Source organism: Labilibaculum euxinicum (genome assembly GCF_009795715.1).
Taxonomy (GTDB): domain Bacteria; phylum Bacteroidota; class Bacteroidia; order Bacteroidales; family Marinifilaceae; genus Labilibaculum; species Labilibaculum euxinus.
The window spans coordinates 121,081-138,871 of the sequence record NZ_WTCR01000014.1; the positions used below are offsets into that span (position 1 = coordinate 121,081).

The window sequence follows — 17,791 nt, forward strand, 5'->3', positions numbered from 1 at the left end:
AAATGAAGAAAATAAGAAATATAATATTAGCGGGGCTTTTGATATTTTCATTAGGAGCCTGTGATAAAGACTATTTGGATACCGTTAAAATCGGGGAACAAACTTCCGGTAGTTTTTATTCGAACGATGCGGAGCTTGTAAAGGCGGCCAATGCATGTTATGCTCCAATGTGGGAGTATCATTACAATTGGGGAAGAACCTCATTAAATAATTCTACTACCGATGATGCAGTGGATAGAGAAGATTTGGCATTGCGTCAATTTACTTACGATGCCACGGCATTCCTATTCACTTATAATTACCGGTACAATTACCGTGGAATTTTAATTGCAAATCAGCTGTTGGCGAATGTAGAAGGAAAAGACATTCCTGGAGTAACCGATAAGTCACTACAGGATCGTGTTGTTGGTGAAGCAAAATTTATGCGAGCATATTATTACTACGATTTGGTAAAGAATTATGGTGGTGTGCCGTTGATTACAGTTCCGTTATTGGGTGATGATTTGAATAAAACACGTGCTACTTCAGCTGAAGTTTATGCGCAAATCGAAGCTGATTTAAAAGATGCAGTTGCTACTCTTCCTTTGAAATCCGTATACGTTGCTTCAGGGGAACTGGGTAGAGCTACAAAGGGTGCTGCCTTAGGTCTGTTAGTGAAAGTTTCTGTTTCACAGGCAAGTCCGGGATATGCATCTCAGGATTTTTATAATGAGAACAAATGGGATGAAGCAAAAACCTACGCAGAACAATTGTTTGCTTTAGATGTTTACGATCTGTATCAAGGTGATTATCATGATTTATTTTCGGAGGCAGAAGAGAATAACGAAGAATCTATTTTCGAAGTTCAGTTTTACGATTCTCCGCTTGATGATGGTGCATATACCAACAATGGTAACTTTACTACTTTCTTAAATATGCCATGGTTGGGAGCTGCTGATCCTTATGGTAGATATCAGGCAACTTACGATTTGTATCTTGAGTTTGAAAATGGTGATCCAAGACGTGATGCATCACTAATCAATTCTCTTCAGTATGCCGATCAGTGGATTTTGGAAGGTGAAACTCCAGGTGTAGTTGCTGAAGATTTAACAGGTTTTAGTAATTATAAACACTACCTGTCTAAGCAAGAATATTTGAATCTGGGTAATTTCAGAAACTCACCGATTAATGAAAGAATTATCCGTTTATCAGATATTTATTTATTGTATGCAGAGGCTTGCTATCATACAAATGATGAGGGAACTGCTAGAACCTACCTAAATAAAGTACGTGAGCGTGCTCGTCAAGGGAATGCTTCTATTTTGGCTAATGTTACAGCATCGGGAACAGCTTTGCTGGATGCTATATATCACGAGCGTCGTGTTGAACTTTGTGGTGAAGGTCATAGATTGCACGATTTGATTAGAACAGGAAGATTAGAGCAAGAGCTTAAAGTAGATGGTTACAAAGTTAAAGCAACTATTACTCGCGATGGTGCCGGGGGATATATAGTGGCTGATTCTGGTGAACCAATTTTTAAGGCAACAAATTTAACAATGCCAAAAAATATTTTCTTCCCTCTTCCACAAAGTGAAGTGGATAATACAGGAGGACTTGTAGGACAAAATCCTGGATACTAATTCAGGTACTATGTAGTAGTAGTGTAACAGGGATTCTTCGGGATCCCTGTTTTTTTGTATGTAAAAGCTTCGTTAATTTTTTACTATCTTCATAAGATGCCATCACAGTTCGTATTCGAACACTTGCTGTGTTAATTGCGGACAGTTAACTCTTTTTCATTTTTTAGAATTCTGGTTTAGTTTTTGATTTAAAGAGATATAGTAATTTTGGTATTTGATTTGAATAAGAAAAACAGATGATATGTATCGAAGGGTTAAGTTTTATAAATATGTGATTGTATTATTTCTGGCCATAATTAATTTATGGTCATTCAATGTGGAAGCACAAGAAAAGAAGAATGAATTAGGCTCAGGTGCATTTTCATCTTACGATAAGGTTTTTAATGGAAATATTCAGGATCTTAATTTGGCAGACTACTCTGATGGTCCGCATTTTTTCTGGCTCGACGATAAAACTGTGAAGTCGTGGTATATCAATCATAAAAAAGAAGGAAATATCATTGATATCCGGGAGAAGAAAATAAAGATAAAAGGCGATTCAGTAGTAGTTAAAGGACAGAAAGGTGATAAGAATAAGTATTGGCTTCGAAAGGGAAAGTATCCGGTTCAAAGTGCTGAATACTCGGGGGTGACAAAGTTGTTGGCAATTGGAGATGTGCATGGAGAATATGATGCACTGGTGGAATTATTGCTGAATATTGGAGTAATTAATAAGGATTTGGATTGGAATTGGGGAGATGGACATCTGGTTTTTGTTGGAGATATTTTTGACCGGGGAGATAAAGTAACTGAAAGTCTGTATTTAATTAAGAAATTACAAAGACAGGCAAATGAAAATAAAGGGAAACTGCATTTATTGCTTGGGAATCATGAAATAATGGTTTTAATGAACGATTCTCGTTACGTTGCTCCAAAGTATAAGAATATGTGCCAAAGGTTAATGTTTAATTACCCGCGTTTTTTTAAGGCAGATACAGAATTGGGGAAGTGGCTGCGATCATTAAATTCTGTAGTTAAAATTAATGATTTACTATTTGTTCATGGTGGCTTGTCTCCTGATTTAGTTGATAGAGGACTTAGCTTGGAGCAAATAAACAATGATATTCGGAAAAGTATAAGTGCAGATAATAAGATGACACATGAGAAGTTGATGAGATCCATATATTTCCCTGAAAACCCTTTGTGGTATAGAGGTTATCTGATGAAATCAAGAAGTTATTCAATTATTACTAATGAGGAGTTAACTAAGGTGCTTACTTATTATAATGTAAATAGAATTTTTATCGGGCATACAGAGGTTGAATCTATTCATTTTTTGCATGAAGGTAGAGTCGTAGCAATAAATGTTCCAATGGGATATTCTGAAATTGAACCCCAGGTAGTGTTAATTGAAGATGGAAAATATTATCGTTGTTTTTCAGATGGAAGAAGAGAGTTAATTGAATAATGTTTTTACAAAAAAATGCAATGAGTAGACTGTCGAATGCAATTAGGCTGGAAAATAATAACAAGAAAGATTTTTTCACAAAAGCTTTCTTAATCTTATTGATATTCCTTTATTCGATTCCAGTCAGTGCTGTTTCCAGAAAGGATAGAGACAGCTTGTTGCAATTGCCATTGTTTAAAAACGAAAAACTCCTTGAGTTCGAATTAAAAACTAATTTGTCAATTTTGATAAATGATATTGGAGAGGACAGGAGGTATCATAAATGCGAATTGCGGTTAATTGAGAATGAGAAACAACCGGAAAGTAAGATAGACGTTGAAGTAATGACCCGGGGAAATTTCCGAAGGCGAAAACAAAACTGCGATTTCCCGCCATTACGATTTAAACTGCCTTCAGAAAAGTTGACAGGAACCGAGTTCGAAGGGCAAAGCAAGTTAAAATACGTAAGTCATTGCCAGTCTTATCAGGATGGATTCGAACAGAATACCATTAAAGAATATCTGATCTACAAGATGTATAATCTTATTGACGAACACAGTTATAGGGTTCGTTTGTCTCAAATTTCATTTATTGATAGTCTTACTAATGATACCATTCAAAAGTTTGGTTTTTTTCTGGAAGATAAAAATGATCTTGCTACCCGAAACGGAAAAATAATACTGCATTATAAAAATTTAAAGCAATACAATATTCTTCGAAAGAATATGGTAATGCTGTCTTTGTTTCAGTTGATGATTGGAAATTCAGACTGGGATATTTGCCGGTTGCACAATATTGAGATTTTGTCGGTGGATGAACAGAGCATTCCTGTTGCAGTACCTTTCGATTTTGATTGGTCGGGAATAATCAATCAGACTTATTTTACTTTGGATCCTCAAATAGCTCCCGATGCAAAGTATAAAAGAATATACAAAGGTTACAGATGGAGTGATGAGGAATTGAATGCCGCTTTCACAGATTTTAATGAACTGAAAGAAGCGTTTTTGGAATTGATTTCACGATGTGAATATTTAAATGAAGAGAATAGGCATAGGGTAATAGAGTATATCCTGAAATTTTATGAATTGATAGGTTCAAAAAAGGATGTAAGGGACGTTATTCGGAAAAATGCTCCTAAAATTCCATTGGTCAGATAAAAAGCAGTTTTTTTTTGAAAAAAACTAAAATTTTCAGCGCAAACGATAAAAATAAGGGTGTTTGATCCTGTTTTTATCGTTTTTTTGTTTCGTTGAGCTTATTTTTTTGGAAGTAGAATTGTGAAATCGAATTATTTTATTCACATTTGTATCACTGCAAAGGGGGGTGTTGAGTAAAAATTAAATATTTTTTTGCTGAGTACCCCTTTTTTTTCAATACGGATTAAGATATCAATAACTAAAATTTTTTCATTTATGACCACAATTAGATTTAAAGCGTTAGGGGAGTTACTTAAAAGAGAACCTAAAGCAGTTCATTTTCCTTCAAATAAGGTAACTGATTATTATGGGGAATTAGTTTTTAATGTAGAATCTATGAGAAAGTATCTTTCTAAAGAGGCTTTCCGTGCAGTAATGACTGCAAATCAAAAAGGTTTGTCTGTAGATCGAAAAATGGCAGATGGTATTGCTGCTGGTATGAAAGCATGGTCTATTGAAAAAGGAGCAACTCATTACACTCACTGGTTTCAGCCATTAACAGACGGAACTGCTGAAAAACACGACGGTTTTATCGATTATGGTGATGGTGGTCATATGATTGAAAACTTTTCCGGAAGTTTATTGGCTCAGCAGGAACCGGATGCATCTTCATTCCCTTCAGGAGGTATCCGTCAAACATTTGAGGCCCGTGGTTATACTGCTTGGGATGTATCATCTCCGGCTTTTATTGTTGGAACAACTCTTTGTATTCCTACTATATTTATATCTTATACAGGAGAGGCACTTGATTACAAGGCGCCGTTATTGAAAGCATTAGCTGCAGTTGACGAAGCCGCTGTTTCTGTTTGTCAGTATTTCGATAAAAATGTAACTAAAGTTCATACCAATTTAGGATGGGAACAGGAATATTTCCTAATTGATGAAGCTTTATATTTGGCTCGCCCAGATTTAGTTTTAACAGGCCGTACTTTAATGGGACACTCTTCTTCTAAAGATCAGCAATTGGATGACCATTATTTTGGATCTATTCCAGAACGTGTTACCGCTTTTATGATGGAATTGGAAGTTGAATGCCATAAATTGGGAATTCCTGTGAAAACCCGTCACAATGAGGTAGCTCCAAATCAGTTTGAGCTGGCACCTATTTATGAAGAAGCTAACCTTGCCAATGACCACAATCAGTTGGTTATGGATGTTATGAAAAAGGTTGCCCGTCACCATAAATTCCGTGTTCTTTTCCACGAAAAACCATTTGCTGGAATTAATGGATCAGGTAAACACAACAACTGGTCATTAGGAACCGATACAGGTGTTGTTCTTTTGGCTCCGGGAAAAAATCCTAAAGCGAATATTCAATTCCTTACTTTTGTTGTAAATACTTTGATGGCCGTATATAAGAATCAGGATTTATTGCGTGCGTCAATTCTTACAGCATCAAACAGTCACCGTTTAGGTGCTAACGAGGCACCTCCTTCAATTGTTTCAGCTTTCCTTGGAGATGAAGTCTCAAGTATGTTGGATAGAATTGTAGAGGAAGTTGGTGAAAGAAAAATGACACCGGATGAAAAAACAGCTTTAAAATTGGGTATTGGCAGAATTCCTGAAATTATTTTAGATAATACGGATCGTAACCGTACTTCGCCATTTGCATTTACAGGAAACCGTTTTGAGTTCCGTGCTGTAGGTTCTTCAGTGAATAACGCTGCTGCTATGACTGCCTTGAGTGCGGCTGTTGCTGTAGAGTTAAAAGAATTTAAAATTGCAGTAGATGCTTTAATTGAACAAGGAATCAAAAAAGATGAAGCTATCTTCCAGGTTCTTAAGAAAATGATTATTGAATGCAAGCCGATCCGTTTTAACGGAGATGGTTATTCTGAAGATTGGGTAGTAGAAGCTAAGAAAAGAGGGTTAACAAATATTACCAGTGTTCCTGAGTCAATATTAAAGTATCTTGATCCAGCTTCTAAAAAATCATTGATTGAAAGTGGAGTGATGACCGAGAAAGAATTACACGCCCGCGTTGAGGTTGAATTAGAAAAATTCACTAAGAAAATTCAAATTGAAGCTCGTGTTCTTGGAGATTTGGCAATTAATCATATTGTACCAACGGCTGTAGCTTATCAAACTAAGCTAATTCAAAACGTTCAGGGCTTAAGAGATATCTTTACCAACAGTGAGTATGAAGACTTGTCTGGCGCACGTAAAGAGTTAATTAAAGAGATTTCGGTTCATATCAGCTCAATTAAAGCTAAAGTGAGAGAAATGGTTGATGCTCGTAAAGAATGTAATGTATTGAAAGAAGGCATGGAAATGGCTGTGGCTTATGATGAAAAAGTTCGTCCTTACCTTTCAAGTATTAGATATCATATTGATAAGTTGGAGTTGGTCGTTGATAACGAAATGTGGCCATTGCCAAAATATCGTGAATTGTTATTCAATAACTAGTCGAGACAACAATAAAAATTGCAAAAGGATGTTCATTTATTTGAACATCCTTTTCTGTTTTATATAAGAAATGTTTATCTCTACTAACAAAACATTGACCACTGGAATAAAATAATTATTTTTATACCTTGTTAGTTCAATAATTGAATTTTAAACTCATCTGATGAAGCTTTTTTCCAATATCTGTATTTTTATAATTCTGGGAGTATTTGTTTCCTGTTCTTCGCAATCCTACGTAAATCGTGGCGATAAAATGGTTCAGTCCGGACAGTATTACTATGCACAAGGTTTGTACGAAAAAGCTTATAAAAAGTCAAAGGATAAAGAACTAAAAGCCGATATAGCATTTAAAGCAGCGTCCTGTTTCGATCAGGTAAATGAAGTGCGTAAGGCTTCCTCATGGTATCGAAGAGCTATATTAAACCGGGATACTTTCTCAAATGCAGTTTTAAATTTAGCTTATGCTGAAGTGAAAAATGGGAAAATGGAAGAGGCCGAGGAAAATTTCTGGGAGTATCTGGATCTAAAGCCCGAAGCAAAAGCAGAGAATGATCCTTCTGAAATACTAAAAAGAATTAGCACATGGGAAGAGTATCCGGGAAGATATAAAGTGGAGATATTGAATGATTTTAATTCGTCGGGCAGTGATTTTTGCCCTGTTTATATGGGGAAAGATACAAATGTTATCTTTTTTTCATCAACAAGAAAGTTGAACGGTAAGCCTAAAAAAGACGGTGTTACAGGAGATTTTCATTCAAATATTTTTGAATCGCACTATTCGAATGAAGTGATTCGAAAGAGTAAAAAGAAAAAAGGGAGAAAGGCAACATCACGAAAAGTAATAGTTGATACTTATCAATGGAGCAAGGCTCGTGGTGTGGGAGATACAATTAATTCAGAATGGAACGAAGGCGCGGCATGTTTTTCTCCTGAGGCAGATGTGTTGTATTTTACTTCTTCTCGAAAAATAACCAAAGATAATCAGGGAACAAAAATATTTGCTGTGCAAAGGCAGGAAGATGGCTGGGGAAGTGTCGCTCAACTTGATCTGGTTCCGGATAGTCTGTCCGTGGGGCATCCTTCTATTTCGGCTGATGGTAATATTCTGTATTTCGTATCCGATATGCCTGGTGGTTACGGAGGAAATGACATTTGGATGGCGAAAAAGAGTGGAAGCAGTTGGAGTGAACCTCAAAATATGGGGCGCCCAATCAATTCTCCAAACAATGAGTTATTCCCCTTCATAAAGAACAATGGCGATTTATTCTTTGCCTCTGATCGAAAGGAAGGCATGGGTGGTTTGGATATTTATCAGGCAAAACGTCAGGAAACCGGTGTGTGGAAAGTGGAGAATATGAAATATCCAATCAATTCGACTGCCGATGATTTTGCAATGGTATTTCAGACTGGTCAGGAGAAGGGAATGTTTACATCGTCGAGAAAAAATGGAAATGACGATATTTATAGATTTGATTATGTGCCTTTACAGTTTTCTTTTTCGGGAAAAATTGTAAATTCTGAAACAAACGAATTTATCCCTAATGCAGATATTCATATCGTTTCTTCGAATGGTGAACAAATGGATAGTCAAGTTTCTGAAGACGGGCAATTTAATGTTGATCTTGATCCTGAATTGGAATATATTGTAATGGTTTCGGCAGAAGGATATCTGAATGGTAAAGAGCAGGTGAGTACTTTAGGAATAGAAATCAGCCGTAATTTTAAATCAGTAATTGGTTTAAAACCAATAGAGAAGCCAATCGAATTGCCAAATATATTTTACGATTTTGGATCATGGCAATTAAGAGAAGAATCTAAAACGGTTTTAGATGGTTTGGTGGAAACATTAAACGATAATCCTAAAATTACGATTGAATTGGGATCGCATACCGATTATGTCGGAAGTGAGTCCACAAACCGTGATCTTTCTCAGAAAAGAGCACAGTCAGTTGTCGATTATTTAATAGAGAAAGGAATCTACTGGGATCGGTTAATTGCTCATGGTTACGGGGAATCGAAACCTCAGACAATTAATGCGGTGAAGGCCAAAGAGTTTAACTTTTTAGCTGAAGGCGATGTGTTGAGTGAATCTTTTATCAGTAAGCTGAAAGAGAAAGAGAGGGATGAAGCGAATCAGTTGAATCGCAGAACCGATTTTAGAGTGCTGTCAACAGACTATCAGCCGGGGCCAAATTCTAAAGTAAAACCAGGATCTGATTCCAGTCAAATAGGGAATACATTAATAAAAGATTTATCAGAAATTAAAGGTGTTTTCTATACCGTTCAGATAGGAGCGTTCAATAAAAATACAATACCGCCCATACTTCAAAAATACAAAGTGGTTTTCCGTGGAAGCGTAGATGATTCTACAGTGAGATATACTACCGGAATATTTGATGATCTGGAAGAAGCAAGAGCCGAAGCGGGTAAGATTAGTGAAACTGGAATTAATGCATTTGTAATCGCTTACAATAAAGGGAAAAAGATTACCTTTGCCGAAGCAAAAAAAATGAAGAAGTAAATGAGTAAGTAAGAGCGAGACTGTTTTATCTGTTTGCTATTTAGCGACTTATAGTCTGTAAGTTCTAATCTTTTTGCTTGTTGCTTTTACCTTTTATCTAAACAACCATGAGAAAAGACGAAAGATATAACCTTAGAGGAGTGTCAGCTTCGAAGGAAGATGTGCATAGTGCAATTAAAAATCTGGATAAAGGATTGTATCCAAATGCATTTTGTAAAGTTGTTCCGGATTACCTTACCGGCGATGCAGATTATTGCAATATTATGCACGCCGATGGTGCAGGAACAAAATCATCTCTTGCCTACATGTATTGGAAGGAAACAGGCGATATTTCTGTGTGGAAGGGAATTGCTCAGGATGCATTGATTATGAATTTGGATGATTTACTTTGTGTAGGTGCAGTTGATAATATTCTGTTGTCATCCACAATTGGAAGAAATAAAAATCTGATTCCCGGAGAAGTTCTTTCTCAGATTATTAACGGAACTGAAGAATTGTTAACGGAGTACAGTAAAATGGGAGTTAATATTCATTCTACAGGTGGCGAAACTGCTGATGTTGGAGATTTAGTCCGAACCATTATTGTCGACTCGACGGTTACCTGCCGAATGAAAAGAGAAGACGTAATTACCAATGAAAAAATTCAGGCTGGCGATGTAATTGTTGGTTTGTCATCATCAGGGAAGGCAACTTACGAAACAGAATACAATGGAGGAATGGGATCTAACGGTTTGACTTCTGCGCGTCATGATGTATTCTCAAAATATTTGGCTGAAAAATATCCTGAAAGTTTCGACAATGCAGTGCCTGCAGAATTGGTTTACTCAGGAAACTGTAAATTAACCGATAAAGTGGAAGGTGTTGATATTGACGCTGGTAAATTGGTACTTTCGCCAACAAGAACCTATGCTCCGATTATTAAAAAAATCTTGGATCAATTCCGATCTCAAATTCATGGTATGATTCACTGTTCGGGTGGTGCTCAAACGAAAGTGCTTAATTTTGTCGACAGTATTCATATCGTGAAGGACAATATGTTTTCAGTTCCTCCACTTTTTAAGTTGATAAAAGAGCAGAGCGGAACTTCATGGGATGAAATGTATAAGGTGTTTAATATGGGACATCGGTTTGAATTGTACGTTCCAAAGGAAATCGCTGAAAATATTATCGCGATATCAAAAGAATTTAATGTAGATGCTCAAATAATTGGCCGTTGTGAGCCAAACACAGGAAAAAAATTGACGATAAAAAGTGAATTCGGAGAATTTGAGTATTAGGATATTTGAATATACTACAAAAGAGGCTGTCGATAAGACAGCCTCTTTTTGTTTGAACTCGATTGAGATTTATTTTATTGCGGTAGGCTCGACTTTTTTCAATACCAGAATTTGGTTTTCTTTGGTAATTACATAATTGTAAAATTCTTTTAAATAATCATATTCAGAAGGTAAATATTGCGATTTTCCTGTGTTAAAAGAGTATTTAATCATCACCTTGTTAGCAGATTGATTAATTTGGTATATGTATTCCCCACCATTATCAGGAAGTGTAATTTTAGAAGATTTTGGTTGTTCCTCGATTGTGTAGTTGGTAGGAAGCTCCAGAATCAGCAGGTAATTTACAGATATTGGATATCCAAAATTAACCGGATATTCTCTTTGTTCCAGTTTAAAAGGGTTTTCATGTGTTTTGTTTTTTAAAATAGGATTCAAATAGATTCTTTCACCTTCCATATTTACAAGGTTTTCTATTTCTGTTGAGTAGCTGATTTGCAAAGGCTTATTTTTGTCTTCTAGATTTTTATATTCAATTTCTGAGATATTCCAGTCTTCATAATCCGATTTTAATTTTTCGGTATACCCATCTGTGTTGTTTGAAATTGTTTTTCTGATGTCCACTCCTTCGTAGTCATAAAAAGCTTCGGTCACTTTACCTTTAAGTGTACCTTCCTCAGTTAAACTAAGAGTCGACATAATCGCACATTTTGACCCTTTGTTAGTTTCAAGGTTGATCCATTCGGAGTTAGTTTCAGTGATCAACCTGCCTTTGTCATTTAAACATCGAAACGGAAGAATTCCGATTGGGCAATAGGGATCCGTTGCATCCATTAAATAGTTTTTGTCTCCTATCTTTGCGCAGGCAATAACATAGTTCATTTGGGTTATTGTAGGATGCGAGGGATGAATAATTCCGTTTTGTCGTGTGCTCAAAACAACAGGGTTCGCATTTATGCCAGCAGAGCGTAACATGGCTATTAATAATAAGTTCACCTCAGCTGTATTTCCCGATTTTTCTTTCCATGTAGCTCTCAAGCTTTTTTCACAAAACAATCGGTATTTTTCATTCCATTTAATGTTGTTCTGCACTGCTTGAAAAATTAAGACCGTTTTTTCTTCTTCGCTTTTCGCGTCAGCAATAAGTTCAGGCAGAATATCCTTAATAAATCCATCTTTTTTTAAGACACCTCCAAAATCGTCTGATTTAATTAGTTTGTCTTGAACATCCTCCCAGGTGGAAGTGAAATTATGCAATACCCCGTAATCATACTTGTAAGATTGCAATTCAAATTCAATGCAGCTTAAGTAGTTTTCTTCGGCAAGCATGTATGATTCTTTTTTAAAAGAAGGAATGTTTTCCGCATAGTATTCATTAATATTGGAATTGGGCGTGAGAGTGTATTGGTGTACTTTGCTATCAACATTTCCTGTGGAATTATCTCTGTATCTAATCAAAAAATTTTCTGGTCTGCTCTTTTCATCTAATTTCTTTATGGGATAATATCCTTTTGTTGTAATCTGATAGTTGAAATAACTTGGGATTCGTGTATTGTATTTTGAATAGACAACAGGAATGCTGTATTGAAATTGCCAGGCTCTAAAATTTTGTTTGAATGGTGAAGAAATTTGATATTTTATCTCAATAACAGAGCCTACTTTTATATTCGGCATAGTGAATTTTATTCTATTCCAGTTTGGAGTAGTTTCTTCTTTGAAAATTGAATTTTTTTCCAATTTATCGATTAGAATTTTTTCATCTAAGTTATAGGTTCTTGCTTTTAATGCCCCTATTTTCTCTTCCCCGTTTGTACTATGATATAATGGGATTTTAAATGTTGCAAAATCAAAGCCTTCAGGTTTTAGTATTTTTATTCTCACATGGCGCTCAAATTTACAGACAAAATCAGTATCATCATTTTTGGCTTCAGTTTCAAAATAAGAAGCTCCGCTGTCATATAAAATAACGGCTGCTGCACTGGTGTCTTTTTCATACACTTTCATTTCCAATTCTTCCGCAGAGACTTTTCCAAATTTAATTTTTTCATTATCAGCTTTGGAGTTGCCAGCTAATAAAATAAGAAGAAGCGAAAAAGTAATCTTTATTAAATTGTTCATAGTTTGTTTGGTTAGGGTGTGATTATAATATTTTAATCTTGTTTGTTGGGCAGTTTGGAGCCATATTTCTAAAATTAAGATTTATTAGATTAAATAAAAAATTTTAAATGTGTGATAAATAATTTACTACGCGAAAATATTGGCCAAATAATTCATAAAACAGCCTTAAGTCGTGGATTTCTTAAAAATCAGCATCTAAATAGTGAAAGCTTTATTTAAAATGATTTTATTTTTATAATTTTGTCCAAAATTTAGAATACAGAATATGAGCAGTAATTTGTTACTCGATAAATTAGAAGGTGTCCTTATCCGATTCAAGGAGGTTAGTCAGTTGATTACCGACCCCGAGGTGATGGGAGACATGAAGAGGTATGTAAAGTTAAGCAAGGAATATAAGGAATTGGAAGCTGTTTCGGATGCCGCTAAGGAATTTAGAAATGCTCTTGATAGGATTGAAGAATCAAAGGAGATTTTAAACAGCGAATCGGATGAGGAGCTGCGCGAAATGGCAAAAATGGAATTGGAAGAATTGGAAGTTAAAATTCCAGAGCTGGAAGAAGAAATAAAATTGCTTCTGATACCTGCTGATCCCGAAGATTCTAAAAATGCTATTCTTGAAGTTCGTGCAGGTGCCGGAGGAGATGAGGCTAGTATTTTTGCCGGTGAATTGGCCAGAATGTATACAAAGTTTTGTGAATCTAAGGGTTGGAAGGTTTCAATTTCAAGTTTTAGTGAAGGAACTTCGGGAGGATATAAGGAAATTGTAATGAACGTAACCGGAAACGGTGTTTACGGGATTTTAAAATATGAATCGGGAGTACACCGTGTACAAAGGGTTCCACAAACAGAAACACAAGGTCGTGTTCATACCAGTGCTGCTTCGGTTGCTGTTCTTCCTGAAGCGGAAGAATTTGATATCGATGTAAAAGAAAGTGATATTCGTAAGGATACCTATTGTTCATCGGGCCCCGGAGGACAGTCCGTGAATACAACCTATTCTGCCATTCGTTTAACTCACAATCCAACCGGTATTGTGGTTACATGTCAGGATCAGAAATCACAGATTAAGAATTTAGCTAAAGCAATGGTTGAATTGCGTTCCCGTATTTATGCATTGGAGCATCAAAAATATCTTGATGAAATTTCATCCAAGCGTAAAACAATGGTTTCTACCGGCGACAGATCAGCAAAAATCCGCACATACAATTTTCCGCAGGGAAGGGTGACGGATCATCGTATTAACTTTACGATGTACAATTTGGCGGCTACGATGGATGGGGATATTCAGGAAGTAATTGACAAGCTTCAAATTGAAGAAAATTCAGAACGACTTAAAGAAAGTGGTTTGTAATAATATTGGCGGTGGTTTTTCCACTGCCTTTTTTGTAATAACTAGTAAACAACCAAAGAAATGGAATGCCTGTTTTTATATAATCAATATTCTGGGTATGATTATTTAATTTTCGGAAAGTTCCATCTCATCAAAACATTAAAATTATAAACGGATGAATTATCAAGCATTATTTGAGCAAATTAAGAAGAAGAGGAGTTTTCTCTGCGTAGGTTTAGATAGTGATATAAAGAAAATACCTGCTCATCTTTTGAATACCGAAGATCCGGTTTTCGAATTCAACAAAGCAATAGTTGATGCTACAGCAGAATTTACTGTTGCCTATAAACCGAATATTGCATTTTATGAATGTTTTGGTGCTAAAGGATGGATTAGTCTTGAAAAAACGGTAAACTACATCAAAGAGAATTATTCAGATATTTTTTTGATCGCTGATGCTAAAAGAGGTGATATCGGAAACACTTCAAAAATGTATGCAAGTGCTTTTCTCGAGAATATGCCTTTCGATTCAATTACAGTGGCTCCTTATATGGGAGAAGATTCAGTAACGCCCTTTCTCGAATACGATAATAAATGGGTGATTCTTTTGGCTCTTACTTCAAATAAGGGAGCTTTCGATTTACAGTTTTTTGAACAGAATAATCAGAGGTTGTTTGAAAGAGTTCTGGAAAAATCTCAGGAATGGGGTGCGAAAGAGAATATGATGTATGTTGTTGGAGCTACAAAAGCTGAAATGTTAGGCGATATAAGAAAAATTGTCCCGGAACATTTCTTGTTGGTTCCGGGTGTGGGAGCTCAAGGTGGAAGCTTGCAAGAGGTGGCGAAATATGGAATGAATAATGCTTGCGGATTATTAGTGAATTCTTCGAGAGGAATTATTTTTGCTGATTCTTCCGAAAAATTTGCTGAGGCAGCTAAGGAGGAATCCAGAAAATTGCAGGAAGAAATGGAGCTTTTGCTTAAAGAAAAATCTTTGATTTAAATTCAAACTAAATATTTTACAAGGCGGTAATCAATGATTTACCGCCTTTTTTATTGATAAACACATGATAAATTGTTAAATTCGATTTTTGATGATTTAAAATTGATTGGATGAATGAAGATTTCCTGCAGTTTATTTGGAAACAGAATCTGTTTTCAAAAACAAATATTTTCTCCACAAAAGGAAATGCAATTGAGATTATTGATGTAGGAAAACAAAATTTCGACTCCGGGCCCGATTTTTTTGATGCAAGAATTAAAATCGATAATGTTCTTTGGGCCGGAAATGTTGAAATTCATCTAAAATCTTCATCTTGGTATTCTCATGGGCACAATACTGATCCTGCCTACGAAAATGTAATTTTGCATGTTGTTTTGGAAGATGATTCACCTGTTGTTTTGAAAAATGATCGCGTCATTCCCTGTTTGGTACTTAGTTTCACTCCTGAATTATTGAATAACTACAGAAAGTTAATGTTATCTGAAAAATGGATTCCTTGTGAGGATGAAATTGGTGAGATTGAAAGTTTTTTTGTTCAGAATTGGCTTGATAGAATGCTTCTGGAACGTTTGGAGCGGAAGTCTCACGAGATTCAAAAGATTTTAGAGCAAAATAATAACTCTTGGGAGGAAACATTTTATCAGGTGCTGGCACGATATTTTGGAATGAAAGTGAATGCTGATCCTTTTCAACAGCTGGCCAGATCCATTCCAATGAAATTTCTTGCCCGGCAAAAGAACTCGATTTTTCAATTGGAAGCGTTATTGTTTGGACAATCAGGTTTGTTTGAAAAGTTCGGTTGTGAAGATGCGTATCTCAATAAATTAAAACTGGAATATGAATTTCTAGCTGATAAATATCAATTGAAAGCATTGTCTCCTGGTCAATGGAAGTGGTTACGCCTGCGGCCATCAAATTTTCCTACAATTAGAATCGCGCAATTTGCCGCCTTGGTTCATAATTCACAGTCCTTGTTTTCGCAAATTCTTCATGCGAATTCAATAGTGGATATCTCAAACCTATTGAATTGTCAAGCTTCCGAGTATTGGACTAGTCATTATCAATTCGGCTTGGACTCGAATGAAAAAGTTAAGATTCTTGGGCAATCAAGTGTCGATGGGTTAATTATTAATTGTGTTATCCCTGTTTTATTTCTCTATGGAGTAGTAAATGACTCTCAAAAATTGAAAGATAAAGCTTATGATTTGCTGGATAAAGTTTCTGCCGAGGAGAATTCGGTTACCCGAAAATGGAAAAAATGTGGTGTTAACGTGAAGTCTGCGTATCATTCTCAGGCTTTATTGCAACTAAAGTCTAATTATTGTGATTTATTTAATTGTTTGCAGTGCGAATTTGGAAATAGAATTATTCGTAGTGTTGATATATAATTTATATTGATGAAAATATAATGTTGCCGTTGTTATTGTAAGGCTTTAATGATTATATTGGATTTTAATCTTGCACGAATGAATAAGCAGAAAATTTGGGAGGAAAACATACGTACATTAGGTATTGCAATGTCATTTTTGATACTGGCAATTCTTATTGGTACAGCTGGATTCATGTTTTTGAATGAAGCCTATACTTTTGTAGATGCCCTCTATATGACCGTGATCACTATCACAACAGTAGGATTTACCGAAGTGCATCCGTTGTCAGATACAGGGAAACTTTTTACAATATTTTTAATTTTCGTCAGTTTTGGAATATTTGGATATTTGGCTTCGGCCGTAACCCGATTTATTTTGGATGGCGTTTTTCGTAGAAATTTAAAAGATTATAGAACCGTGAGAAGTATAGAGAAATTAAGTGGACACGTTATTGTTTGTGGTTTTGGAAGAAATGGGAAGCAGGCATGCCTTGAATTGATTGCACATGGAGAAAATGTAGTTGTTGTTGATTCTGAAGAAAGCAGTATTGATAATGTTCGTTTAATTCCGGAACTATTGTTTGTTCAGGGTGATGCTACTCAGGAAGAAGTGCTCAGTTTGGCAAATATTTCAAGTGCCAAAGCGCTGATAACAGCAATCCCGAATGATGCAGAGAATGTGTATGTTGTTCTTACTGCCCGGGAAATGAATGCAACGATAAAGATTATATCACGATCAGAAAAAAGTCAATCCGATAATAAATTAAAAAGAGCAGGAGCCAATAATGTCATTATGCCTGATCGACTGGGTGGACAACAAATGGCAAAGTTGGTTGCACAGCCTGATGTGGTGGAATTTCTGGATAATATTCTGTTGCAATCAACCAAAGGGGTGAAGTTGGAAGAAGTTAGCTGTTGTGAACTGGCAAATTGTTTTGTGGGTAAATCCATTCGTGAGCTAAATGTACGAGATAAATCAGGAGCCAATATAATTGGTTTAAAAGATGAAGGTGGGGCATATGTATATAATCCGTCTCCCGAAATAGTTCTCGATAAATCTTTTCATCTATTTGTTCTGGGAAATAAAGAGCAGGTTTACAATCTAAAGCAGCTATTAGTAGAAGGCGTATAAGACTAAATTTCTTATTGCTGATATAAAATAGGAAATCACAATCTAGATTGTGATTTTTTTTTATGTCTGTAAATCAGTGTTTTGACTTTTTGTTTGAATTTTTTTCATGAAACATTTGGAAGTATGGAGACTCTTCTGCTATATTTGCATCCACTTTCAACGGAGAGTGGATTTATAAAATGGTTGTTTAGTAGTATTTTATAGGCAGTGGTAGGGTGGTCGTAGGAATCTTTTTATGATTGTATACACCTACTAAACTTCCAATTTTATTTTTTTTGAAATTTTTTCACTTTGGGATTAGGATATAATGAAATAAATGATTTATCTTTGCACCCGCTTTGGGAGCTAACGAGCTCGTGAGTCCCTAGGAAACTTGGGGATTACAGCGAAATTGTCC

The 17,791-nt window shown here is 35.7% G+C and carries 11 protein-coding genes; 10 read left to right on the forward strand and 1 reads right to left on the reverse strand.

The features are described 5' to 3' along the window. The first annotated feature begins 2 nt into the window (after positions 1–2). The 6 genes from GQR60_RS17005 to GQR60_RS17030 all read left to right on the forward strand — a co-directional run bounded on the left by GQR60_RS17005 (position 3) and on the right by GQR60_RS17030 (position 10,445). Positions 3–1,619 carry a RagB/SusD family nutrient uptake outer membrane protein gene (locus GQR60_RS17005; protein WP_160463509.1) on the forward strand — a complete coding sequence of 539 codons (1,617 nt, stop codon included), beginning with the start codon at positions 3–5 and terminating at the stop codon, positions 1,617–1,619. A 241-nt stretch (positions 1,620–1,860) separates the two neighbouring features. Beyond that, positions 1,861–3,066 carry a metallophosphoesterase gene (locus tag GQR60_RS17010; RefSeq protein ID WP_124994081.1) on the forward strand — a complete coding sequence of 402 codons (1,206 nt, stop codon included), beginning with the start codon at positions 1,861–1,863 and terminating at the stop codon, positions 3,064–3,066. 20 nt (positions 3,067–3,086) lie between these two features. Further along, entirely contained in the window at positions 3,087–4,202 is a 1,116-nt protein-coding gene (locus GQR60_RS17015) for a hypothetical protein (RefSeq protein ID WP_124994082.1), read from the forward strand. A 255-nt stretch (positions 4,203–4,457) separates the two neighbouring features. After that, positions 4,458–6,647 carry a glutamine synthetase III family protein gene (locus GQR60_RS17020; RefSeq protein WP_124994083.1) on the forward strand — a complete coding sequence of 730 codons (2,190 nt, stop codon included), beginning with the start codon at positions 4,458–4,460 and terminating at the stop codon, positions 6,645–6,647. A gap of 163 nt (positions 6,648–6,810) precedes the next feature. Next, complete coding sequence (gene porE / locus GQR60_RS17025) at positions 6,811–9,168, forward strand: PorE family type IX secretion system protein (RefSeq protein ID WP_124994084.1); 2,358 nt, start codon at positions 6,811–6,813, stop codon at positions 9,166–9,168. Positions 9,169–9,275: 107 nt separating this feature from the next. Next, a complete protein-coding gene (locus GQR60_RS17030) occupies positions 9,276–10,445 on the forward strand; it encodes an AIR synthase related protein (protein WP_124994085.1) in 1,170 nt (389 codons plus the stop codon). A gap of 69 nt (positions 10,446–10,514) precedes the next feature. Here the strand turns inward: GQR60_RS17030 and GQR60_RS17035 are convergent, their stop codons facing one another. Further along, positions 10,515–12,560, reverse strand: a complete 2,046-nt coding sequence (locus GQR60_RS17035) for a DUF3857 domain-containing protein (RefSeq protein WP_124994086.1) — start codon at positions 12,558–12,560, stop codon at positions 10,515–10,517. Positions 12,561–12,825: 265 nt separating this feature from the next. Between GQR60_RS17035 and prfA the strand changes: the two genes are divergently transcribed. The 4 genes from prfA (at position 12,826) to GQR60_RS17055 (ending at position 17,394) form a co-directional block, all read left to right on the forward strand. After that, positions 12,826–13,911 carry a peptide chain release factor 1 gene (gene prfA, locus GQR60_RS17040; RefSeq protein WP_124994087.1) on the forward strand — a complete coding sequence of 362 codons (1,086 nt, stop codon included), beginning with the start codon at positions 12,826–12,828 and terminating at the stop codon, positions 13,909–13,911. 154 nt (positions 13,912–14,065) lie between these two features. Next, complete coding sequence (pyrF, locus tag GQR60_RS17045) at positions 14,066–14,893, forward strand: orotidine-5'-phosphate decarboxylase (RefSeq protein ID WP_124994088.1); 828 nt, start codon at positions 14,066–14,068, stop codon at positions 14,891–14,893. A gap of 110 nt (positions 14,894–15,003) precedes the next feature. Beyond that, positions 15,004–16,281 carry a DUF2851 family protein gene (locus GQR60_RS17050; RefSeq protein WP_124994089.1) on the forward strand — a complete coding sequence of 426 codons (1,278 nt, stop codon included), beginning with the start codon at positions 15,004–15,006 and terminating at the stop codon, positions 16,279–16,281. Positions 16,282–16,359: 78 nt separating this feature from the next. Then, a complete protein-coding gene (locus GQR60_RS17055) occupies positions 16,360–17,394 on the forward strand; it encodes a potassium channel family protein (protein WP_160463510.1) in 1,035 nt (344 codons plus the stop codon). The last annotated feature ends 397 nt before the right edge of the window (positions 17,395–17,791 follow it).

Coding starts and splice junctions, on each gene's coding strand:
- GQR60_RS17055 (WP_160463510.1), top strand. CDS start 16,360: ATGAATAAGCAGAAAATTTGGGAGGAAAACATACGTACATTAGGTATT.
- GQR60_RS17035 (WP_124994086.1), bottom strand. CDS start 12,560: ATGAACAATTTAATAAAGATTACTTTTTCGCTTCTTCTTATTTTATTA.
- GQR60_RS17020 (WP_124994083.1), top strand. CDS start 4,458: ATGACCACAATTAGATTTAAAGCGTTAGGGGAGTTACTTAAAAGAGAA.
- GQR60_RS17010 (WP_124994081.1), top strand. CDS start 1,861: ATGTATCGAAGGGTTAAGTTTTATAAATATGTGATTGTATTATTTCTG.
- pyrF (WP_124994088.1), top strand. CDS start 14,066: ATGAATTATCAAGCATTATTTGAGCAAATTAAGAAGAAGAGGAGTTTT.
- GQR60_RS17015 (WP_124994082.1), top strand. CDS start 3,087: ATGAGTAGACTGTCGAATGCAATTAGGCTGGAAAATAATAACAAGAAA.
- porE (WP_124994084.1), top strand. CDS start 6,811: ATGAAGCTTTTTTCCAATATCTGTATTTTTATAATTCTGGGAGTATTT.
- GQR60_RS17050 (WP_124994089.1), top strand. CDS start 15,004: ATGAATGAAGATTTCCTGCAGTTTATTTGGAAACAGAATCTGTTTTCA.
- prfA (WP_124994087.1), top strand. CDS start 12,826: ATGAGCAGTAATTTGTTACTCGATAAATTAGAAGGTGTCCTTATCCGA.
- GQR60_RS17005 (WP_160463509.1), top strand. CDS start 3: ATGAAGAAAATAAGAAATATAATATTAGCGGGGCTTTTGATATTTTCA.
- GQR60_RS17030 (WP_124994085.1), top strand. CDS start 9,276: ATGAGAAAAGACGAAAGATATAACCTTAGAGGAGTGTCAGCTTCGAAG.